At 42.9% G+C, this 24,722-nt stretch carries 15 protein-coding genes; all 15 read left to right on the forward strand.

The window, feature by feature from the left end:
* Positions 1 to 421: 421 nt before the first annotated feature.
* Entirely contained in the window at positions 422 to 7,915 is a 7,494-nt protein-coding gene (locus tag NT239_04750) for an SDR family NAD(P)-dependent oxidoreductase (GenBank protein ID XGA72156.1), read from the forward strand.
* A complete protein-coding gene (locus NT239_04755) occupies positions 7,915 to 9,246 on the forward strand; it encodes an aminotransferase class I/II-fold pyridoxal phosphate-dependent enzyme (protein XGA72157.1) in 1,332 nt (443 codons plus the stop codon). Before NT239_04750 ends, NT239_04755 begins: the two co-directional genes overlap by 1 nt.
* 5 nt (positions 9,247 to 9,251) lie before the next feature.
* Positions 9,252 to 10,100: a hypothetical protein gene (locus NT239_04760; GenBank protein ID XGA72158.1), complete on the forward strand. Its 849-nt coding sequence runs from the start codon at positions 9,252 to 9,254 to the stop codon at positions 10,098 to 10,100.
* Positions 10,097 to 11,185: a capsule biosynthesis protein gene (locus tag NT239_04765; protein ID XGA72159.1), complete on the forward strand. Its 1,089-nt coding sequence runs from the start codon at positions 10,097 to 10,099 to the stop codon at positions 11,183 to 11,185. Before NT239_04760 ends, NT239_04765 begins: the two co-directional genes overlap by 4 nt.
* Positions 11,182 to 11,976, forward strand: coding sequence for an ABC transporter permease (locus NT239_04770; protein ID XGA72160.1), 795 nt, complete (start codon positions 11,182 to 11,184; stop codon positions 11,974 to 11,976). Before NT239_04765 ends, NT239_04770 begins: the two co-directional genes overlap by 4 nt.
* Positions 11,973 to 12,623 carry an ABC transporter ATP-binding protein gene (locus NT239_04775; GenBank protein ID XGA72161.1) on the forward strand — a complete coding sequence of 217 codons (651 nt, stop codon included), beginning with the start codon at positions 11,973 to 11,975 and terminating at the stop codon, positions 12,621 to 12,623. Before NT239_04770 ends, NT239_04775 begins: the two co-directional genes overlap by 4 nt.
* The gene (locus tag NT239_04780) at positions 12,607 to 14,124 is read left to right on the forward strand and encodes a glycosyltransferase family 4 protein (protein XGA72162.1); all 1,518 of its coding nucleotides are present in this window, start codon (positions 12,607 to 12,609) and stop codon (positions 14,122 to 14,124) included. The genes NT239_04775 and NT239_04780 overlap by 17 nt, the downstream gene beginning before the upstream one ends.
* 266 nt (positions 14,125 to 14,390) lie before the next feature.
* Positions 14,391 to 16,082 carry a hypothetical protein gene (locus NT239_04785; protein XGA72163.1) on the forward strand — a complete coding sequence of 564 codons (1,692 nt, stop codon included), beginning with the start codon at positions 14,391 to 14,393 and terminating at the stop codon, positions 16,080 to 16,082.
* Positions 16,083 to 16,108: 26 nt separating this feature from the next.
* Positions 16,109 to 17,236 (forward strand): hypothetical protein, encoded by a 1,128-nt coding sequence (locus NT239_04790; protein ID XGA72164.1) that lies wholly within the window; start codon positions 16,109 to 16,111, stop codon positions 17,234 to 17,236.
* A gap of 51 nt (positions 17,237 to 17,287) precedes the next feature.
* A complete protein-coding gene (locus NT239_04795) occupies positions 17,288 to 18,523 on the forward strand; it encodes an FkbM family methyltransferase (GenBank protein ID XGA72165.1) in 1,236 nt (411 codons plus the stop codon).
* Between the two features lie 145 nt (positions 18,524 to 18,668).
* Positions 18,669 to 19,499, forward strand: a complete 831-nt coding sequence (locus NT239_04800) for a glycosyltransferase (GenBank protein ID XGA72166.1) — start codon at positions 18,669 to 18,671, stop codon at positions 19,497 to 19,499.
* Positions 19,492 to 21,690: a hypothetical protein gene (locus tag NT239_04805; protein XGA72167.1), complete on the forward strand. Its 2,199-nt coding sequence runs from the start codon at positions 19,492 to 19,494 to the stop codon at positions 21,688 to 21,690. Before NT239_04800 ends, NT239_04805 begins: the two co-directional genes overlap by 8 nt.
* A gap of 24 nt (positions 21,691 to 21,714) precedes the next feature.
* The gene (locus NT239_04810; GenBank protein XGA72168.1) at positions 21,715 to 23,322 is read left to right on the forward strand and encodes an aldolase catalytic domain-containing protein; all 1,608 of its coding nucleotides are present in this window, start codon (positions 21,715 to 21,717) and stop codon (positions 23,320 to 23,322) included.
* 8 nt (positions 23,323 to 23,330) lie between these two features.
* Complete coding sequence (locus NT239_04815; protein XGA72169.1) at positions 23,331 to 24,017, forward strand: acylneuraminate cytidylyltransferase family protein; 687 nt, start codon at positions 23,331 to 23,333, stop codon at positions 24,015 to 24,017.
* Positions 24,014 to 24,649, forward strand: a complete 636-nt coding sequence (locus NT239_04820) for an HAD hydrolase-like protein (GenBank protein ID XGA72170.1) — start codon at positions 24,014 to 24,016, stop codon at positions 24,647 to 24,649. Before NT239_04815 ends, NT239_04820 begins: the two co-directional genes overlap by 4 nt.
* Positions 24,650 to 24,722: the final 73 nt, after the last annotated feature.

Consider the following 24,722-nt stretch of genomic DNA (forward strand, 5'->3'; position numbering starts at 1 on the left):
CCACTCATATTGTGAGCCGCTTTCACTACAAGCAGCTCACAGCTCACCTTTGCATCCACTCACTCCACCTCAAACCCGTGACAATACCGCTCATCAGCATTCTTAACTTGGTTGAGAGCGTATGTCTCAGTCCACCAACAATCTTGCCGCCTACATCTGATAATCGTCCACAGTTGATAAATTCATACCTAGTGATTGTTTTTTGAGCCCCCATTCAGTCGCTAAAACTATCAATCGCCCTCGTTAGATCAGCATTTTTTGTTGGCTATCGTTACATATAGCCACACAACCTCTTGCTCGTAACCCGCTCTTAGCCAATTCTTGCTAAAATTGGCCTTCAACTTAAGAAATTACTAATTTTAGCCTCACACAATCGCTACGATTATCAACAAAATCAGCACGCCTTCCCCCATAAAAAAATATGAGCAAAAAAGTCGCTATCGTAGGTTATTCATTTCGCTTCCCTGGTGTAAGCACGGAGAACTATTGGCAACAATTGCTCGATGAGCAAAACCTAGTTACCGAAGTTCAAGCTGGACGCTGGGCGCAGGAAATGTATCGGCATCCTGATAAAAATACGCCGGGAACCAGCTACACATTTGCGGCGGGCTCCATAGGTGATGTATCTGGGTTTGATGCCGGCTTCTTTGGTATATCACCACGCGAAGCTGCGATGATGGATCCTCAGCAGCGCATCTTATTGGAAATGAGCTGGGAAGCATTTGAGCATGCTGGTAAAAAACCATCGGCTATGCGAGGCAGCAACTGCGGTGTTTATGTCGGCTTCGCCAGCGTTGATTATGCCTACCGAATGGCAGATGATCTGGCGGCATTAGATTCTGCAGCGGCAACAGGAAATACCGGGAGCATTGCAGCGAATCGTATTTCCTATATCTTTGATTTACGCGGCCCCAGCATGGCGATTGATACCGCATGCTCATCGTCCTTAGTTGCCTTTCACCAAGCGTGCCAAGCCATTCGAGCTGGTGAGATCGACATGGCGTTAGCCGGCGGCGTGAGCTTGCACCTACATCCATACGGCTTTGTGATTTTTTCCAAGGCGACCATGTTATCTCGCAAAGGTCGCTGCAATGTATTTGATGAAGCTGGCGATGGGTACGTTCGCTCGGAAGGCGGCGGCATTATTTTACTCAAGGACTACGACAAGGCGATTGCGGATGGGGATCGTATTCTCGCTGTCGTTGCAGGTAGCGGCGTCAACACGGATGGCAAAAAAAATGGCCTAACCATTCCAAGCCATATCGCTCAAGCAGAATTACTAACTCGCACCTATACACAGGCAGGCATCAGCGCCGACGACATAGATTATTTAGAAGCACATGGCACAGGTACGGCAGTTGGCGATCCGATTGAAACTCGTGCCATTGGGACGGCGCTAGGTCAGCTGCGCGACAAAAACAACCCTTTACCGATTGGCTCTGTAAAAAGCAATATGGGGCACCTAGAAACCGCCTCAGGTATCGCGGGCCTAGTTAAAGCACTGAACATCGTACAAAAGCGAACTGTACCAGCCACAATTGGCATTAAGCGCTTAAATCCAAAAATTGACTTCGCATCATTAAATATCAAGGTTGTTACAAAGGCGCAGCCCCTAAAAAAAGACGGTCAAATTACCGTGGGAGTGAATTCATTTGGCTTTGGTGGCGCCAATGCCCATGTCATTTTGCAAAGTCATGTAGCAACACAATTAACTGCAGAACCAAAAGCAAAAACAGCTATCAAGCAGCCAAACTACCCACTTCGAATCAGCGCACGAAATGAAGTTGCACTCAAAGCATTCGCACAGGCATTAGTCGACGATATTGAAGAGCACGAAGCCTCTGCTAGTCTGTATGACTACACCTACACCCTGTTAAATCATCGTGAGCATTTTGATTACTGCGCAACGACATTTGTGCAAAGTTTTGCTGAGATGAAATCCGCATTAAAAGCGATAGCAGGCGATAATCCAGCAAAACAATTGATAACAACAGGGAATGCTGTTAGCAAGCCACTTGGACCCGTATTTATCTTCTCAGGCAATGGCTCTCAATGGCATGGCATGGGACAAACTCTGCTGCGTGAAAGCGCGGTCTTTAAACAAACACTACAAGAAATCGACACTTATTTTAAACCGCTTGCGGGTTGGTCGATTCTCGAGCATTTTAAAGAGGCCACGGCCGAGCAGCGTTACGAATATACTGAAATCGCACAACCTGCGCTTTTTGCATTACAGGTCGGCATCGTACAAGTACTTGCACAACTAGGCATAAAGCCTCAAGCCGTTGCAGGTCATAGCGTCGGTGAAGTTGCAGCGGCATGGTGCAGCGGCGCTCTATCTCTAAAAGATGCAAGCTATGTAATTTACAACCGCAGTCACTGGCAAGGAACCACCAAAGGCCAAGGCCAGATGACTGCTGTTGGCTTGAGCGCAGAGCAGGTGAGTCAATATTTACGCGAACTGAAACTTGATGACGTTATTGCGATTGCAGGTGCAAACAGTGATCGTGGAGCCACAATCGCTGGCGCAAATTGCCACTTAGACATTATTGAAAAAACTCTCGCAGAAAAGTCCATATTCTTTAAACGCCTAGATCTTGATTATGCGTTTCATAGCGAAGCGATGAATCCGATCGAAAAAGACGTGATTAAATCGCTCGCTGATTTAAGCCCACAAGCTAGCCGAATCCCATTTTATTCAACTGTGACTGGCGCCCTTCTCGATGGCAGCCAGCTCGACGCAACATACTGGTGGCACAACATCCGTCAACCCGTTCAGTTTGCACCAGCAAGTCAGGCATTGATTGAAGCAGGGTTTAATGTATTTACCGAAATTGGTCCACATCCCGTATTGCGCAGCTATCTGTCGGATGCATTGAAATCTAGCCAAGCAATAGGCGCCGTGATACCTACATTGCAGCGCAAAGACGAGCGCTTAGAACATATTCTAGCCTGTGCACACAAAATCATTATTGCGGGCTGCGAGTCGGCATGGAATCACCAATATCCAGTAGCCGGTCAATTACTTGACCTCCCTCACTACCCTTGGCAGCGTGAAACACTCTGGCATGAAGTCACGAGCGAATCTCAGGGGCTCTTGCAACGGAAATCACTACACCCCCTACTCGGTCATAGTCACACCCAGTTTGCGAACACCTGGGAAAATCGCCTGGATGTCGCGACTCAAACGATTTTTGCAGACCACGTTGTCGGCGAAGCGACAGTATTTCCAGGGACCGGTTACGTTGAAATGGCACTTGCTGCAGCAGCAGTTCAGATGCCCGATTTAACGGTATTTGAGCTAGAAGAATTGGAAATTCTAACGCCATTAATCCTGTCTGATAATCAAATCAAGGTTTGTCGGACCCAGCAAATTGGGGTGGATGGCGCTCTGCAAATTCAAGCACGCAGTTATGCGAGCGATTCAGCAGATTGGTCAGTTCATGCCAAGGTTCGAATTCGACCAGAACCAAGCCACACCCGTTTAGATCAAGCTCCTTCACTGACAGTACCGACGCAACAACCATTATTTAACGCACAAAGCCACGCCCTGCTAACGAAAATGGCTGGTTTAAGCTACGGCCCAGCATTCTCGTGCATCAAACATGGCTGGGTATCTGAGCAGACGGTGTTGGCGGAACTGATTGCACCTCCCGCCATTACCGAAGATCTCGATCATTATTTACTTCATCCAGCTTTATTGGATTGTACTTTCCAGCTCATTATTCAATTGTTGCGCGATGATGTTGCTCAACAAGCGGGAGTTGCTTTTATTCCTACAAAGATTGGCCATGTTACGTTCTCAAAAGAATGCGGGCCGATCACGTATGTACAAGCCAAACTTGTACAACGAGCACCTCATTCACTCACTGCGGAATTTACACTTTATGACGCCGATGGTGGCGTCATCGCGTTGATTGAAGAAGCCCGATTCCGGAGTGTTCGTCTACATAAAGAACAACAAAAACCTTTGCATTTACTGGACTATACAACGGAAGCTGCACCACTAAGCCATCACAAGCGTGCGGCCACTTTTGAGCGATTAGCTACACAACTACAAAACCAAGCTGCGCAGACTCCAGAAACCACTTTGTTAATCAATGAAGTAGACCCACTTCTTGATGCCCTGGCGAGCCAGGCCAACTATGAGCTACTGCTCACAACCACCGAGTCTGGAATACTCCCAGAGAGCCCAAGCCTCGCCTCAGTTGAAGCACTGCAACGCTATAACGAGGCACTCGCGCTTGCGACACATGACGGTATAGTGTCAATAAACATTGATGGCCAGCAACAACTAAACTCGCCCCACGAAGGACTATGCTCACAGGCGATTTGGCAAACCGTGCTAGCCGACTATCCTGACTACTTCCAACTTGCTCACGCAATCGATTTAACTGCGCAATCGGGCAAAGCCCAAATCGCCGAGAACTTCCCAGCCCTTAAGTTGCCGAAGCGCAGCTATGCTGAACTTTGGCAAGCCGCTCTTGGTACACGACAGCAATTGATTGCCAAACTGATTGCAAGCAGCCTTGAGCAAGAGCTGAGCACATTGCCTGAAGGGCAACGATTATCAGTACTTGAAAGTAGTGGCGCAAATAGTATTTGTGCTCAACAAATCATTCCGCTACTTCAAAATCCAAATTTTGATTTCACCCTACAAACTACTTCAGCTGAAGTAGCTGCCAACTTGCAGGCACTACAAGAGCAACAAACGAACTTCAATATTGAACTGCATCCAGACTCGGCCACCCATCATCGAGTTTTTGATTTAGCTCTGATTAGTCTCAACTTCAGTGATCAATCAGACTTTGATCAGGCACTCGAATCAGCAATCGAGCGCTTAGCACCTGGGGGGCTGCTACTGTTAATTGGTAGAGAAAACTCGAGCTGGATAACATTCACGCAAGGAACAAAACCTCATACTACGATTGAGTATGCGACCCAATATCTTATAGATAAAGGGCTGCAGATTAATACTGCAGAAATAACCCCAGATCAATCATCAGACCTGGTGTTCGTAAGCGCATCTAAATCACAACAAGCTTCAAACCCAGGCGCAGAACTACCGCTCGTTTATGTTGTTGGCTCTGCTGTAGAATTGCCCGCCGATTTTATTGGCACACTCAAAGACAATTGCACCGCACTCTTTATCACCAAGCTCGAAGAACTAAGCGATGCATTTACCAATGCGCCTCAAGCAAATACGCACATCATTGTGACGGAAGGCCTTTTTGCGCAAACATCAGACCCAATCAGCGCATTAAAAAAACAAAATGCACGTTGCAGAGCTGTTGCGCAAGTACATCAATTACTCGAACAACATCAGTGGGTAAGCACCTTATGGCTGCCGACGATCGCAGCAAGCAGTCATCTATTAGCGGATGGAGCGCACGCAGAGCAATCCAGCGATAGTGCTTTATGGGGCTTCGGCAGAACATTACAAAATGAGAGTAATACGGCCGAGGTTCGACTCATCGATTGTTTATCCAGCCTAACTACAGCTGAGATTGCGACGTGTTTACTCGATGAAATTCGCGCCAATGATGCAGAAACGGAAGTGATCTACACCGGCATCGGCAAGCGCTTCGTAACACGCTTGCGTTACACGGAAATGCCAAACACCGAGTCATCCGCGCCAGATGCTTCTGCGAACCAGATCCATCGACTTGGCTTTCAATTCCCAGGCCAATTACGCAATCTGCAATGGGAACAAAGCGACCTTGGCGAGCTAGCGGACGATCAACTTGATATTGCAATCAAAGCAACAGGCCTAAATTTCCGTGATGTAATGTACACCCTAGGTCTTTTGTCTGATGAAGCGGTGGAAAATGGCTTCGCAGGCCCCTCGCTAGGGCTAGAGTTTGCCGGAGAAGTTCGTCGAGTAGGTAGCAAAGTCAACGGCTACAATGTGGGTGATTTAGTGGTCGGCTTCGGACCCTACAGTTTTGCTGATCGGGTCTACACGACGCCTTCAGCCATTGCGTTAATCCCAGAAGGCATTAGCTGCGAAGCAGCTGCGACAATCCCAAGTGTATTTTTCACCGTTTATTACGGCTTGCATTATCTCGCACGCTTGCAAGCAGGCGAAAGAATCTTAATTCATGGTGCTGCTGGTGGCGTAGGGATTGCGGCCATCCAATTGGCTCGTCATCTTGGTGCTGAAATTTATGCCACTGCGGGTTCAGATGAAAAACGACTCTTTTTGCAAAATTTGGGCGTTGAGCATATTTACGACTCTCGCTCGCTCGTCTTTGCTGACGAAATTTTGCGTGATACCCAAGGGCAAGGCGTCGATGTTGTATTGAACTCCCTCGCGGGTGAAGCGGTAAATCGCAACTTTGATGTGCTACGTCCGTTTGGTCGATTCCTCGAGCTTGGCAAACGAGATTTTTACGAAAACACAAAGATTGGCCTGCGCCCATTCCGCAACAACATCACGTATTTCGGGATCGATGCAGATCAGTTAATGCAGGTCAAACCTGAATTAACGCATCGTCTTTTTGGTGAGGTGATTCGCTTATTTGCTGATGGCACTCTAACACCACTCCCCTATCAAGTATTTGATGCGTCAGAAGTGGTCGATGCCTTCCGCAATATGCAACAAGCACGGCAAATCGGCAAGATTATAGTGACGTACCATAATGGCTTGCCGGCCGTTACAACTACACAGCCGCAAGCAAATAACCGCGTACTTAAATTCGATCCAAATGCCTGCTATCTAGTGACAGGTGGACTGAATGGTTTTGGACTTGAAACCGCAAAATGGCTTGCAAACAAAGGTGCGAAACATCTAATCCTGCTTAGCCGCCGTGGCGCTGCAACGCCAGAGGCAGAAACGGCTGTTGCACTTCTGAAAGCACAAGGAGTAACTGCAGAAGCGCTGAAATGCGATGTCACAGATTTCGCTGCTTTGCAGACTATCTTTGCTAGCTTTGGCAAAACTCGTCCACCGCTCAAAGGCATTGTTCACGCTGCTGTGGTCATTGATGACGGATTAATTCGCAATCTAGATTCGGCGCAAATTGAACGCGTACTGGCCCCCAAAATGCTTGGCGTAGATTATCTAGACCAGCTCAGTCGTGCTTCTGCAATCGATTTCTTTGTGCTGTACTCATCAGGAACTACGCTATTTGGCAACCCAGGCCAGGCTAGTTATGTCGCAGCCAACTGCTATTTAGAATCAGTGGCGGCAGCACGTCGTGCCAATGGCTTGCCAGCAACTTGCGTTCGCTGGGGCGCAATTGATGACGTTGGCTTCCTCGCTCGGAATGAAAAAATCAAGGATGCCTTGCAGAGTCGTATGGGAGGACAAGCACTGAACTCTGCTAGTGCACTGGCCGAGCTAGAAAAAATGATCTTAACGGGAGCCTCAGATTTAGGTGTGCTGGAATTGGACTGGAAAGCACTTGAACGCTTTTTGCCATCAGCGGCTTCGCCGAAATTTAAACGTGTAGCACGACAAGCTGGTGAATCAGCACAAAGTGATGATGCAGGGGAAACCATTGCGCAGCTAATCGCAACATTGTCCGACGACGAACTTCACACCACTTTCGTTGACATGCTGAAGACTGAAGTGGGTGGCATTCTGCGCATTGCTCCAGAAAAAATCGATGCCAATGGCTCACTGTACGACATGGGACTCGACTCCTTGATGGGGGTTGAATTAGTGGTCGCTTTAGAAGAGCGCTTTGGAACCCGACTACCTATCATGGCTCTCAGCCAAAACCCAACGCTAACCAAACTGGCAGAGAAGCTGATTCAGCAGCTCAAAGGCAGTCAAGTAGAACAAATCAGTGACACCGAGAGCCGAATTCAACTATTAGCAGCACAACATGGCGCGACTGAACAGACAGACTCCGCTGCGCTCGCCGCACAACTCGTGAATACCGCTGGTTCAGCAAGGATTATTAAGTAATGGCAGTTAAAGGAATTGCTGGGCTCACCGGTCAGCTCAAAGATAAGCTGATACAACAGGCCCTAGAGCGAAAACTCAAACAAGCTGAAAATCCGCGAGTTGAATCCAAATCTGCACAATCAGCGGTACCAGAAGCTTTTTATAAATTTGACCAGCACCCAGGCTATACCCAATTGCGGATTATTTCCGAAGGTGGCCGCAGACTAGGAATAGAAAGCCCGTTTTTCAAATTGCATGAAGGATTGGCAGGTGCAACGACAACGATTGATGGCAAAGAATATATCAACTTTGCTAGTTATAACTACTTGGGACTAAATGGCCACCCCAAAGTCAGCCAAGCAGCTAAGGATGCCATTGACCGCTATGGCATTTCAGTATCGGCCAGCCGTGTCGTCTCAGGTGAACGGCCAATCCATCGAGCCCTCGAATCCAAACTGGCCGAAGTTTATGACGTTGATGCTGCGATTGTCTTTGTTAGTGGACATGCAACCAACGTCAGTACCATCGGCTTATTATTTGGGCCTAAAGATCTCATCATTCATGATGAATACATTCACAACAGTGCATTACAGGGCATATTGCTCTCGGGCGCAAAAAGACTATCGTTTGCACATAACGACTTAAAGGCACTTGATGAAATCCTCGGCAATAATCGGCATGACTTTGAACGTGTCCTGATTGTAGTTGAAGGCATCTACAGCATGGATGGCGATTACCCAGACCTACCTGAACTTATCGCAATCAAACAGCGTCATTGTGCTTTTCTGATGGTTGATGAGGCACACTCATTCGGAGTGATGGGCAAGACCGGCCTCGGCATTCGAGAACATTTTGGTGTGCCAGGTAAAGATGTAGACATTTGGATGGGTACATTGAGCAAGTCTTTGGCAGGATGCGGTGGCTATATCGCCGGAGAAACCGCCTTAATTGAGCATTTAAAATGTTTAGCCCCAGGATTTTTGTATAGCGTTGGGATGCCCGCTCCCGTGGCAGCTGCTTCACTCGTGGCATTAGAGTGTATGCAGTCTGAGCCAGATCGTGTAACCCAGCTACAGAAAATGGGGCGCTATTTTCTGGAGCAAGCTCAGCAACTAGGGATCAACACCGGATCTAGTTCAGGCTTAGCAGTCATACCCGCGCTCGTAGGCAGCTCGATTAAAGCAGCACGTTTATCCGCCACTCTTTTTGAGCAAGGAGTAAATGTACAGCCAATTTTGTACCCTGCTGTACCAGAAAGTGCTGCGCGCCTACGGTTTTTCATTAGCAGTGAACATACCGTAGAACAAATTGATTTTACGTTGGAATCTTTGCAAAAAGCATTGCCCAAATAATTAACATGAGCATCTTCGATAACTTACAGCTACTCTGGGCACAATTATGGAAACCTCAGGACAAGGCGGTAGAAATTACTATTTGTCCTGAGAGGAATTATATTTTTGACATTCTAGAAGAAGGTAAAAAAAAGAACTCCATTCATCTGCTGGGAGAGGCCAAAATAGGTAGGATTAAACACAAAGAACATTTGTCATCTCAAAAATCGCAAGATGCGTCATTAACCTGCCAAATAATTCAAATATTCAGCCAAATCCTAAATGAGCATCCTGAAATGCATGCCTATCTGAAAGGGAGGAGGCAAAGAGTCATTTTCCAGAATGTTGATCTGGCCTGCATGGTTGAGAGAGAGCTAGCAGATGGATCTTTACAACCACTGCATTATATTATCCGAGACTGCGAAAAAAAGAATTTAAGCGAGCTACAACATGAACTCAATAAAGCAAGAAATGCACCGATTGGGAATGGCGGCCCACTAACATCGCTTGAAATGTGGTTTATGACCTGGCCCAGGTGGTGTCGTAAATTAATTTGGCTTTGGATAAAGTATGATCCCTATACAAGTAAACAATTAATTGGGACTGCGGGGGTCACGTCTATGGGGATGCACTCTCAAAATGGCATGCTAGTAATACCAATATCACCACTGACAATAACGTTATCGATTGGTGGAGTAGAGAAAAGAAGAGGCACATCCTCCAGCGAAGAACACGATGATTATTATTTAAAGTTCGCATTAACGGCCAACCACGATGTAATTGACGGGGCTCCTTTAATGAGATTCGCAGAAAAACTTAAGAACAAAATTGAGTCACAACTAAACGGTAGTGATCAACACGCGGAAAGACAATGACTTTTTTCAAAGACAAATTATTTATTGGCACAGTTGCGATTCCTACTTTCATCGCCACGATTTATTTTGGGATCATTGCTTCAGATGTATTTACCTCAGAATCAAGCTTCGTCGTACGTTCACAACAAAAGCAAAGCCCAAGTAGTTTAAACGCAATTTTGCAGTCCAACGGCATAGGACGCGCGGGTGACGAAACATATCCAGTTCACGACTTCATTAGCTCACGTGATGCACTCCGTGAACTGGAGAAGACATTCAACTTAAAAGAAAAATACGGCAGCCAATCCATTGATTTTATTGGTCGATTCCCTGGTATTTTATGGGATAACAACTTTGAAGATTTCCACTTGTTCTTCTTAAAAAAAGCAAACGTTGAGTTTGATCTTGTCACGGGAATCACAACTCTGAAAGTAAGTGCATACGAGCCTAAGCTTGCGCAAGAGATTAATATAAAACTCCTAAAAATGAGTGAAGATCTAATTAACCGACTCAATCTGCGTGCACGCGAAGACTCACTAGCATTTGCATCCAAAATTGTTAATGAAGCAGAAGAAGAAACCAAAAAAGCCGCGATCAGTCTCTCAAAATACCGTAATCAATCTGGTGTATTTGATCCTTATCAGCAGTCTGCAGGTCAATTAAAGCAAATAACAGCACTGACCGAGGAGTTAATCAAAAATCAAGTTCAACTTGCACAACTACAAGATCTAACACCGAACAACCCACAAATACCAAGTGTAAAAAATAGAATATCTTCTTTACAAAATATTATTGCACTAGAAAAAGAGAAAATCACCGGTAAAGGGACTTCTTTATCATCAGAAGCAGCAGAGTTTCAAAAGCTGAGCCTAGACCAAGCTTTTGCAGAACGTCGCCTAGCTGCCGCCATGACTTTCCTAGAACAAGCAAGAGCTGATTCACTAAGGCAAAGTTTGTATATTGAGCGAATTGCCGAACCTCATTTACCAGATGTCGCCACACAACCCAAACGCTTTAGAGGCGTTTTAGCAACATTTATTATAGGTTTAATCTTGTGGGGAGTACTGAGTATGCTGCTAGCGGGAGTTAGGGAGCATAAAGATTGATAGACAAGGTATTATTTTTAAAAAGATCATTCAGCATTCAATGCACAGTGATCTCCGCTTTATTAATGCGGGAGGTAATTACGCGCTATGGGCGGAATAATCTTGGATTTATGTGGCTTTTTTTTGAGCCTATGTTATTTACTGCCGGGATCTCAATCCTTTGGTATTTCACGCGGGGAGCGCATGGGTTATCCCTACCCATTATTCCATTTGCATTAACAGGGTATTCTACCGTGTTGCTATGGCGCAACGCCTCCACTCGGTGTGCCAAAGCAATTGAACCTAATATTTCTCTATTATTTCACCGTAATGTTACAGTATTAGATCTTTTCATAACTCGTGTGCTATTAGAAATCGCAGGTGCAACAATAGCCCTGATTGGCTTGTCTGTTATTTTTATATCACTAGGCCTAATGAAGATCCCTAGTGATATATTAACCATGATTTGGGGTTGGCTGTTATTCTGTTGGTTCGCATTTAGCCTCGGTTTGATTGTAGGGGTAATGACAGAAGTATCTGAAACCTTTGGTAGAACCTGGGGCTTGTTAACCTACTTAGCATTTCCTCTATCAGGGGCTTTTTTTATGGTTGAATGGCTTCCACATAGTGCAGCACAGTGGATGTTATTGATACCTATGGTCCATGGCACAGAAATGCTGCGAGAAGGTTACTTTGGGCCATTGGTTAATGCACATTATGATGCAAGTTATTTTGCTTTAATTAATTTTGTCATGCTATTTATTGGCTTAGCCCTACTTACTCGTTTCAAAAATAGTCTAGGTGAAGAATGATAAAAATTAACAACTTAGAAAAAAAATATGAAACACGGAATGGTCAAAGAACAATTTTGCGCAACATCAATCTAACGATTGAGCGTGGGCAAAAAATAGGTATATTAGGTCGGAATGGTAGTGGTAAATCCACGTTATTGAGAATCATTGGCGGGGCGGAAAACCCAACCTCTGGCTCAATCACTCGCAACATGAAGGTTTCGTGGCCTTTAGCATTTGCGGGCGGATTCCAAGGTAGCCTGACAGGTCTGGACAACTTGAAATTTATTTGTCGGATTTATGAAGCAGATATTCAGGCTGCGATCCCTTTTGTAGAAGAATTTAGTGAGCTTGGTACTTATTTTCGTGAACCAGTCAAACGTTACTCGGCGGGAATGAGGGCTCGCTTAGCCTTTGCTTTGTCAATGGCTGTTGAGTTTGATTGCTATTTAATTGATGAAGTAATGGCCGTTGGCGATAGTCGATTTCATGACAAATGTCATTATGAACTTTTTGAAAAACGTAAAGATCGAAGCTTAATTATCGTTTCACACATTCCTGAGGCTATTCGTGATCACTGCGACACCTTCTATGTAATGAAAGATGGGATGATTACCCAATATAAGGACGTAGACCAAGCGTATGAGTACTATGAACAAAACAACTAAAAGCATGAATATATTAGTGGACTTAAAGCCAGCCTTGGATGGTTACGCAGGTATACCACAAGAAACTCGTCTGTTGTTCCGTGGACTACGTTCAATTGAAGATTATGCTGTCGAAGGCCTTATTCAGCATGGCTCTCGTAAATTACGTCCAGCGGTGCACATTAAATCTAAAAAGTTAAAGCAAGCAGCAAGAGTAAATCGCTTATCACGTGCAGTTATTTCACTCTATGAAAAGCCTTATAGTTCTTTAATCGACAATATTCGTGATCATATCGAACGATATTTTTCGCTCTCCATTTTGCGACTTCGTGCCATAGCGGGGCTAGAAGTTCAGCCGGGCGTATTTGAAACCGATCTATTTGATGACTTCATCTGGCGCACTTTTTTTAATAAAACACTACGTCCCATCGATAAAGGCCTAGTCACGCAGACCCGCTATCGCATACTCCGGCCATCACGGGTTGCGCTGCATAAAGTTGGATTGGCTGGATTAAAGTATGGCAACAACCCTAGTTATCTGAAAATCAACACCACTGACTACAATGTGCTTTTAGCACAAACCCCCTATCCCGGTCGTGTATCCAAAGGCACGCAACTCGTTGTGCGTTATCATGATGCCGTGCCAGTGTTAATGCCACACACAATTAGCGACAAAGCCTTCCATCAGGCCACCCATTTCCATGCGTTGCAAAACAATATTAAACAAGGTGCCTGGTTCTCTTGCATCTCGGAAGCCACGCGCAGTGATTTATTAAAAATATTCCCAGAAGCAGAGCCGCGCACCATTGTGATTCATAACATGGTATCGGATGAATATTTTGAAGAGAACTCACATCGAAATCTAGTCAATCAAATCATCCGAAATCGTATTGCGGGTGTGGATGAATTTAAAACCGAATTGAGCGGCATCGACTTCTCCGATAGCAAATCTGCCCCTGCATTCGAATATTTGCTAATGGTCTCAACACTTGAACCACGCAAGAACCATCTGCTGTTGATGAGCGCCTGGGAGCGCTTGAAATACACCACAATGCCAAAATTAAAACTTGTCATCGTGGGATCAATGGGCTGGGATCATCAACCCATTCTGAATGCCTTTAAACCATGGGCTCAACGTGGCGATCTGTTTTATTTAAACAATGTACCCTCTGCTGAGCTCCGCGTTTTATACAAACACGCAGCGGCGACTATTTGCCCTAGCCTCGCGGAAGGCTTTGATTACTCAGGTGTTGAAGCCATGCGCAGCGGCGGCATTGTGATTTCTTCAGACATTCCAGTACATCGGGAAATTTATGGCAGCGCATCAGAATACTTCGACCCCTACTCTACAGAAAATGCAGCAGAAATCATCCAAAACACGCTAAGCCCTGCAGGTGAAGATATTCGCAATCGATTGCGTTTAGCAGGTAAAAGTGTATCGGAACGATACACACCTAAGCATATCCTGCCGAAATGGCAGTCGTTTTTCTCCATGATTCGTCAGGCACAAGCCAATCGCTAAGCTAAATATTAAAGGGGAGTTTTGCAATGAATGTTGTGATTAGCTGTGGGCATCCGCATGGTGGACACCAATGGGCGCAGCAAGTGCTCAGTAAAGCGGGCATTGAAAAAGCAAAAGTATCGCGTCGTGAGCAGCTTAGTACATCAGAGCTGCACCAAAAAATCGCAAATGCATACCAACTAAACCATGCAGGACTTTCATCTGCTGGCCAAATACAGCCAGGTCGAATGTGGCAAGACCTAGGCGTGGATTTATTCCTAGGCAATATGGATACACCGCAATGGGGCTGGGACGAAGGACGAGCAATCGGTCTATTGAATTTCTGGCACGAGTTCGATCCGCAAATTCGCTTTGTATTGGTATATACACCGCCATCATTAGCACTCAGCCAACAACTAGTCACCCAAGAGCTAAACCAAACTGCCATTGCTGGAATACTAAAAGACTGGCATGACAGTAACAATGAATTGCTGCAGTTTTATCATCGCCACGCAAGTCGATGCATTCTCGTCAACGGCTTGGCTATTGCAAGAGAACCACAAAGTCTATTGCAAGAAATCGAAACAGCCTGGGGCATTCAACTCAACACACTGCCGGATAACTTTGCCGTCAATACTGCAGACATTAGTATCTTGGCAGCGAATTTGTATCAGGCGTATTGCGAAAACCAAACCGATGCGCACCTACTTTATTGTGAACTCGAAAACTCTGCCAATATACACCTAGATGGAGTATCTATTGGAAACCCAGAAATTAAAATAGCTACACGTGAATACATCCAGAATTTAACAGAGAAGAAACTACATTTAGACCTTGTTGATCGCAAAAAACAGCTCGAGACTCAGTTACAATCAGCCACTGAGCAACACGCTATAGCGCATCAAGCTCTGACAACTGAAATTGAGCAGATTACCAACAAGAACAAGATAATACTCGATCAGCTTCTTAGCCTGCAGGAAGAGCAAAAAAAAACCTTGTTAGCCAAGGGGCTGCTTGAAGAACAGCTACATGCAATCAATGAGCAAATTGCAATCAAAGCAGAAGAACATGCCTCATTGCAACAAACGCTAACGACAGAAGTTGATCAACTGCATGCCGAAAATGAGACGCTACTCATTCAACTACACAGTGTCCAAGAAGAGCTAGAAAAAGCTTTCTTAGCCAAAGAAAAACTAAACGAACAGCTGGCGCAATTAGAAAAATCTCAGCACGCAGAGTGCACCAAGCTGCAGCAATTACTATCAGATAGCAACGCCAAGCTCCTAGCACTACAAACCAGCAGGGATCAGTTAAGCAAAGAGGTAGAGCGGTTAGAAACAGAAACAAAGAATCGCTCTACGCTACAGCTCGATGAAACTGAACTCAAAACACTAAAACAGGAAAAACAAGAGCTATCAGAAGAGAATGAATTATTACTACTTCAGTTACACCAAGTACAAGAAGAGCTAGAAAATTACTATTTGAAGTATCGTGAACTCACGGGTCAAGAAAGCCTGATTCCTGAAAGCCATGAAAAATACGCAGCAACATTCTGGCGTCATTACCAACCCACCGACTTTGTCGTCGACCTACGCCGTGAATTTGATGGCACTAATTGGTATGACGCGGAAGCGGATGGTCGTTGGGCTGGACCGAACGATACCAGCTTGATTCGCATCCCCCCGCTACAAGGTGGTCGCTATAGCTTAGAACTATTTATCGTCGATGCAATGTCACCAGAAATAGCCGCCGGGGTTACCATGGCATTGAATGGCTCAGCTCTCGTTACACAGCAAGAATACGAGGGCTACCCGACGCTCATTAAAGCCGAATTCGATACCCAAAATATTTCACCACGAGACATCTGGGAATTAACCTTGGGCTATCCTGCGCTCATATCCCCTGCTGATCATGGCTCGGATGACAATCGCCAACTTGCGATTCGACTACGCTCTGTACGCATTACGCGTATTGCTTAAATAAATCAATTTTTCTGGAAGCACATATGGTGACTCAATTAACACAGGCAAATTGGCTAGAAGCATTACGCACATTAATGCCACCCAGAGGCTTGTTGCATGTAGGGGCAGGCAATGGCTCAAGCAGTATTCCTTATACTGATTGGGATGTTGAACGGCTGTTTTTGATTGATGCTGATGAATCAAGCCTGCCAGCCTTAAAGAAAATCACCGATCCCCATATTGGCTGGGAAAGCCATGCACTCTTACTTGGCGATAAGACCGCTGAAACTAGTTTCTACATAGCCAGCAACCCTGCAGAAAGTGGCCTACTACCAGCTGAATCATGGTCAAAAATTTGGCGCAATCTCAGTTGTCGTGAAGAGCGGCATCTGCCACAGCAATTACTTGATACATTCATCCAAGAAGCGAATGCTGAAATCAATTGGCTAGTACTGGCTTGCCTACCAGCTCTGCCCTTGCTTGAAGGCGCTCAAGAAACACTACAACAGTGCGACGTATTAGTAATACGAACGCAGCTGGAAGGCTGCATGCCAAGCGCCGATAAATCAGCCATAGATAGCCATTTAGCCAAGCACAGTCTGTTTCCACAAGCTGTTTGGTTAGAGCGCAACCCTAAGGTTGGGATGGTACTTTACATCCGAGATCAAGCCGCGCGCTTAGCACATGAGCAGGAACACATAATCCAATTAAGCGCAGCGAATATCGCATTGCAAGAGCAGCTTGAAGCTCAGCGGAAATCATTAGCGGCCTTAGAACTTAGCAAGGCGTCGCTACAGAAACAATTACAGGATGAATTGGACTTAGCAGAGCAATTGCGTGCGAAACACCATACCATCGAAGTGGATTTGCAACATCAATTAAACAAACAAAAAAACTCACTACTTGAATTAGAAAAAAATATAGAGCATAAATACGTCCAAAGAAATATCTTTGATGAGTGCAAATCAAAAAAACATGAGCTAGAAAACTCAGTTGAGAAAAAAATTATAGAAATTGACGCATTAAAAACAACAATTGAAAAGCTAAAGTCAAGCCTAGAAGAAAAAGAGCGATTTATCATTGAGGTTAATTTTAGAAGCAACTTGATTGACATGGAGCTAACAAGCATTACTGAGCAGATTGATTTCATCAATTCAGCAGTAGTGAATTAAGCACCCAACATTGTTTGCAGACTAAAAATTAATTTACGAAAGGTATTGCTAATGAGTAATCATACCAGCAGGTTTTTAGAATTATGGGGCAAGGGCGATTGGGAATCATTAATTAAAGAAGCAAATGCAATAAGCCTAAGTGATATAGATAAAGTCAGAACAGAGGATTTATTAGTCTTTGCGAGTGCTTTTATACATAAAAGTAATTTTAATCAAGCGCACCGCTACATAAATTTTGCAAAGAAGCATGGAATTAACACTCAAGTTGTAACAAATTTTCTACTCCTAGGTGTAAAAAACTCTTTAGCTAAAATTCGTAGCCTACAATCAAAAGATGAGCAAGCAGCCTTACTATTTAAAGAAGCAACCCAGTTCGCTGTTGCGCATGTTAACAATCACAACTGGCCTCATCAAAGAGCAAGCAATGAAATGCGAAGCTTAGGATTGCTACCACAGGCAATCAAACTAAATGAAAAGTTATTAAATTCGACAAATAGTGAATCAGATCATACGCCCGCAATTTATGAAATTATTAAGTCTGAAATTAGCCTACTACACCATGAGTTAAGCCTGGCAGTGCAAAGATCACAACTCTACCAATCTACCAATTACCGAGAAAATGAAAAATCTGACTTAACTATAGAAGAAAGACTTAAAAACAGATCTTTATCGCAGCTAGGTCAGGATCTTTGGGTCCTAAAACAGACCAACTATAAAAGAGAGGGTTTTTTTGTAGAATTTGGTGCAACAGATGGAGTGTTATTGAGCAATAGTTTTTTATTAGAGAAAGAATTTGATTGGAAGGGTATCTGTGCGGAACCCAATCCAATATTCTATGCCGCGCTAGAGAAAAATAGATCCTGCATTAAAAGTAATGCATGCATTGGTGCAACAACTGGTGAAGAAGTGGAGTTTATTTTTGCCGATGTATTTGGTGGCATGGAAAAACATGCCGAAAATGATGGGCATAAAGATCGTCGCAATGCCTACAAAAGGAATGGTCAGAGTAGAAAGCTAGTAACAATTTCACTCCATGATTTCTTACTTGAAAAGAGCGCGCCAACGACAATTGACTACTTAAGTATTGATACTGAAGGTAGTGAGTATGAAATCTTAGCCAGTTTTCCATTTGATAAATGGGATGTAAGAAATATAACTGTTGAGCATAATTTTACGCAACAACGCGAGATGATCTTCGAATTACTTACGAATTATGGCTATCAAAGAACGGAAGCTAAATGGGATGATTGGTATACGCAAATCAAGGTGCGAGATGGGCAAGAATGATTACTTGTTGAAGAATAACATATAAGTACTCACGTATAACTAATCGGAGTACTTTGTAGGTGACTACCTAAAAAGAACAAGACTTCGCAGACAAGCTCGCACACATGATAAATTTTAAACGGTACCGTAAATTAAAGTCGACACGATGAAAATTTTTTTAGTAACTCCATCATTTAATTCTGAAAAAACTATTGAACAAACTTTAGCAAGTGTACTTAACCAATTTCATCCTGAAAGTATCCATTACCACGTTCAGGATGGAGGTTCTCAAGACTCCACAATTGCGATACTTGAAGCATGGAAAATGCGATTTAGAAATCGTGGGATTAGCTTTTCCTTTTGCAGCGAAAATGATGGCGGTATGTACGAAGCAATTGTTAAAGGCTTTGATAAGTTCCGTCCTGAAGATAATGACTGGATGGCATGGATTAACTCAGACGATCAGCTGTCTGGTTTATTCTCGTACACATTACATAAAATGCAAAAATCAATATTCTGGATTACTGGAAAGCCTGCAATTATTCAAAAAAATGGCACCATGACTACATTAGATCGGTATTATTCGACAGAGCTTGTAAGCTCCGGCTTGTGTAATGGAAAAAATTGGTTTTTTGTCCAGCAGGAGGGAACTGCTTGGCGATATGCAGCTTGGCGTAGTACACATTCAGCTTCAACTTTAGTAAAGTATAAATATGCAGGAGACTTTCACTTATGGGTAAATTTGGCTAAAAAATATGAATTATTTCAATGCTCATATCCAATGGGTTTTTTTAATATAAGAGATGGACAAGCATCGCAAGCATTTTGGGATAAATATGTCCAAGAAATGCTTGAAACTTCGCCAGAAACAAGCCAACTATGCAAAAAACACAAAGTTAACTATGTCTCATCACGAAATAAAGAAATAGAATTGAATGTAGTAAATATTAATATTTCGTCGAATAAAGAATATCAGATGGAGAGCTACAGTGTCTAAATTAGTGATCATAGGAAATGGCCCATCGCTTAAGGGATTTGATTTTTGCAAGTTGAACAATGTTGATACTCTTGGCATGAATGCAGCATATAGATATTGGGACCAAATCGATTGGTATCCAACTATTTACGTTTGTATGGATGACAAAGTTACTCAGACGCATCACACAAATATTAAACGACTGATTGATGCTGGTAAAATTAAGCATTTCTTTCTAACGCGATTCATGCTTGATTTCTACCCAGAATTGAAGAACAACTCGCAAATATATTTTTTAGAGCAATTCAATGAGAACCATCATACAGCAGCAAAAAAATATGAATTAAATTTGATTGATAATGTTTTTTTTAAGTCGTCAACACCAGGAAAAATTACAACAGGCTCTAACGCCGTTAGATTTGGTTGTTTCCTTGGCTACAAAGAAATAACTATTATTGGAGTTGATTTAGAGTACAAAGAAATTAATGATGGCATCATTAACGAATCTGGCATCACATTAAAAGTAACTAAAAAAATCGACAACAACCCTAATTATTTTTTTGATGGATATCAAGATACTGGGGATGCTTTTAATGTCCCAAACCCTGCAAATCTTGGTGATTTACATTTTGATGTTTTTGCCATTTTAAAAAAAGATGCCATGAAGTTTTGTTGGCCAGTTAAAATCTACAACTCGAACGTAAAGTCAAAGCTATATCAGAAGAATGTTTTTCCCTATATTGAATTAGATAATTTCGTCCACTCTGTTAATTTAGGCAACCCACTTCAAAATAATAGCAAAAGGAAGGATATTTCTAAATCTAGAATTCTGATTATTGACCCTACGCACATCGGCCATCAATCTGCAACAGGACAAATTAAAAATTTATTCTTCTCTGCCCTAAATGAAGCTAACGTGGCACAAATATGTGTGAAATTTGACGACTCAGCTATCTCAGGGGTTGTTGGGTTAACTAAGATAAAAAGCAATAATTTTAAGGAGTTTTCTACTGAAGATGAAATCATTGATTTTGTTCGAGAGTTCTCACCTGATGTAATTTATTGCCGCCCTATTGACTCTACTAAATTATTTAGTACTACTTTTGCAATTAAAAAAAAGTTCGATATACCTTTGATATCACATTTTATGGATGATTGGGTCTTGAGGTATCAAGATGGAGTGAGCCTTGATTTTAGATCATGGGAAAAAGACATATTAAAACTCATTAGGCTTTCTGATATAAAAATAGCAATTTCTAAAAAGATGGCTGATAGCTATAAATTCAGATATGGCGGTCACTGGCATATTTTAGCAAATGGAGCAGACCCATCAACGCGAATTACAAGCCAGGAAAAGGCGGGGCAAAATAAGAAATTCATTATCAGGTACATGGGGGGTGCTGCTGATGACATGAATTTTCAATCATTAGTGGATTTTGCATTTGCAATTGAGAATGATATAGAACTTAAAAATAAAGTTATTTTTGAAATTTACACAATGCCTTGGTATTTAGAAAAGCTGTCAATGCATATTGGTAAGTTTTCTAGCTGCATTATTCAAAAGTTAGTGGATGAGTGCAAGTATCATGAACTCATCAATACATCTAACTGTCTGCTAATAGCCTACAACTTTGATAAGAAAACTGAAAAATACGTTGCGCTTTCAATGGCAAATAAGATGCCGGAGTGTTTGGCTTCAGGTGTTCCAGTAATAGCTTTCGGCCCAAGCTCTATAGCAACTATTAGCTTTCTAGAAAACTATGGACTTGCATTGGTTGTTAACAAAAGAGTAGAGTCTTTAATAAAATCAAAATTAAATGATCTTTTAGCGGGGTCAGCTCAAGCGAAAACCATGGCTATTCGCGCCCGTAACTTTGCAAATGTTTTTTTAAACTCCCAAGGCTGCGTTAGAAAACTCAATGATTTAATTTCATGCGCCAAAGAAATTAAAAACCAAAATGACTCATTTTTTGGTTATACCCAGGATTTAATTGATATAGAAAGCATTTTATTGGATGAAGAGGTGTCACTTGGGTTTGCAAATGAGTGTTTCCGCAATGGACTTTATTTGAAGTCGTTGGTTATTTATTTCAAATTACTCCCCAAGAATGATCTTATGAGGGACAGTCTTTATCTAAACATTTACTTATGTTTAAGGCGGTTAGGATTTGAAAATCTTGACCCTAAGATTATTGAAAGCAGATTTAATTAAAATTAATAAACCAAAAGTGAGACCATGATGATTATTTTAGACTGCACCCTTCGTGATGGGGGTTATTATAACAAATGGAATTTTCCACTTGATGTAACTAACCAATACCTGGAAGCAATGCAAGCAGCAGGTGTAGATATTGTTGAGCTAGGTTTACGCTCTTTGATCAACAAAGGTTTTAATGGTGCAAATGCATATACCACGGACAGCTATATTCAATCCCTTACTATTCCTACCAATTTGAAAGTCGCGGTAATGATCAATGCAGCGGAGTTGATTGCTAGCACTCCACTTGAAACCGTACTAGAAAAATTATTCCCAGAGCACGCCGAAACTTCACCGGTAGATGTGGTACGAATTGCTTGTCATGTACATGAATTTGTTAAGGCATTACCTGCATGCAATTGGTTAAAGGCACGAGGCTATATTGTTGGTTTTAATTTAATGCAGGTAGCAGATCGCTCACAAGAAGAAGTCGAGTCTCTCTCACTTGAAGCAAGTAAATTCCCAATAGATGCTCTTTATTTTGCTGACAGCATGGGCAGCATGAATCCTGCACAAACGTCGCAAATTATTAGCTGGTTACGTAAACACTGGCAAGGAGCGATGGGAATACATACCCACGATAACATGGGGCTGGCACTATCCAATACATTACAAGCGATCAAAGATGGCGTAACCTGGTTGGATGCAACCGTTACGGGTATGGGGCGTGGCCCTGGCAATGCACGCACTGAGGAGCTGGTTATTGAAGTAGCGGACATGCGTCAGCAAAATATTAATATGGTCCCATTAATGAGTGTTATTAGGGGCTATTTTCAACCGCTAAAAAATAAATGCGGCTGGGGCTCTAATCCATACTACTATCTGTCAGGGAAGTACGGAATCCATCCTACCTACATTCAGGAAATGCTGGGGGACTCACGCTATAGCGAAGAAGATATTCTTGCTGCAATTAATCATCTTAGGCTTGAGGGGGGCAAGAACTTTAGTTTCAATACTCTTGACGCAACACGGCATTTTTATCGCGGGAACCCGCGTGGTAGTTGGAGCCCAAAAGAAATTTTTGAAGACATGAGTGTTCTGTTACTAGGTACAGGCCCTGGTGTTGCAGAGCACAGAGCTGCACTGGAAAATCTTATTAAAACAAATAAATTCGTGGTTGTTGCATTGAACACTCAATCAGCGGTCGAGCAATCGCTTATTGATGTACGTATTGCATGCCATCCAATCCGCTTACTTGCTGACTGCGATGCACACCGCCAATTACCACAACCCCTTATTACTCCCGCAACAATGCTCCCACCAGATGTACTAGACGGTTTGCATGGTAAGAAAATTTTTGATTATGGCCTTGCGGTGAAAGAAAATGTTTTCGAATTTGGTGAAAACGCTAGTATTTTACCAACATCATTAGTTATTTGTTATGCACTTGCAGCAATTACTGCTGGTGGTGCAACGAATATATTGATGGCAGGATTTGATGGATATGGGGCTAATGATCCACGTAATACGGAAATGAATTCGTTACTGAAATTATATGCAGCTAACCATGGCTCTATTCAACTTGTATCAATCACACCAACATGCTACGAGCTCCCCACTAAAAGCGTTTATGGATTAACTATTTAGGAGTTAGTATGACTATACGTGCATTTTTGCCTTGCAGAAAAGGCAGTGAACGAGTTCCAAGAAAAAACATAAAGCCATTTGCCGGAGTTGAAAATGGCTTAGTTCAAATAAAGATACAACAATTACTAGATTGCAATGCGATTGATGAAGTTGTTTTATCAACAAACGACGAAGATATATTATATTTTGCTTCTACTATTAATAACCCGCGATTACGGGTTCATAAAAGAGTTGACGCATTGTGTAGTAGCTCAACAAGTACGGACGAACTTGTTTCTCATGCTGTTGATTTAATTCCTGATGGACATATTTTGTGGACTCATGTGACATCACCTTTTATCAATGCCGAAGTCTACTCTGAAATCATATCCAGCTACAGGAAGTGCCTAGATATTGGTTATGACTCCCTCATGACTACCACTTTAATTCATGGTTTTTTATGGTCTCAAAATGGGCCAATAAACTATAACCGCGACATAGAGAAATGGCCAAGAACCCAGACAATTTCTCCGGTTCATGAGATCAATAGCGGGGTTTTTTTAAATAGTTCGATCAATTATAAAAATATAAATGATCGAATTGGCAACAATCCATTTCTCCACTCCATTGATAAAATAACTGCTTACGACATTGACTGGCCTGAGGATTTTCTCATTGCGGAGGCTATTGCAAGCAATGGATTGGCCAGAATATGAACATTGCAAATTACAAAACTTTAATTTTTGACTGTGACGGTGTAGTACTCGATTCAAATAAAGTAAAGACGGAAGCTTTTTATAAGGCTGCTTTACCTTTTGGAGAAAAAGCTGCGCAAAAGTTAGTATCGCATCATGTATTAAATGGTGGTATTTCTCGCTATAAAAAATTTGAATGGTTTATTCAGGAGGTTGTCTCCGACGAAGAAGCCGAGCTTAATCAACTGCTTGAGTCCTATGCGCAATTTGTAAAAAGTGGCTTGTTTACTTGTGACATTGCCGAAGGGCTATCAGAATTAAGAGAAAAAACGTGCAACGCTAACTGGCTTATTGTTTCCGGCGGTGATCAACAAGAATTGCGTGAGGTTTTTGCTGCACGCAAGCTCATCGATTTTTTTGACGGGGGCGTTTTTGGCAGCCCTGATAGCAAAGACCTTATACTTGAACGCGAAATAGCTAATAACAATATACAAATGCCTGCTATTTTCCTTGGTGATAGCCGTTACGATCATGTTGCATCATCAAATGCCGGTCTAGATTTTTTGTTCCTAAATTACTGGACGGAGTTTGAGAATTGGAAAGATTATTGCCAAACCAACAACTTAAATGTACATAACTCTTTGCGATTATAGAATGCAAGAACACATCCAAGCTGAGCTTGGATTACCCAGCCAATTATTTCTGGTGCACTGTGCACTTTTTACA

Source organism: Chitinibacter sp. SCUT-21 (assembly GCA_041874755.1).
Classification (GTDB): Bacteria; Pseudomonadota; Gammaproteobacteria; order Burkholderiales; family Chitinibacteraceae; genus Chitinibacter.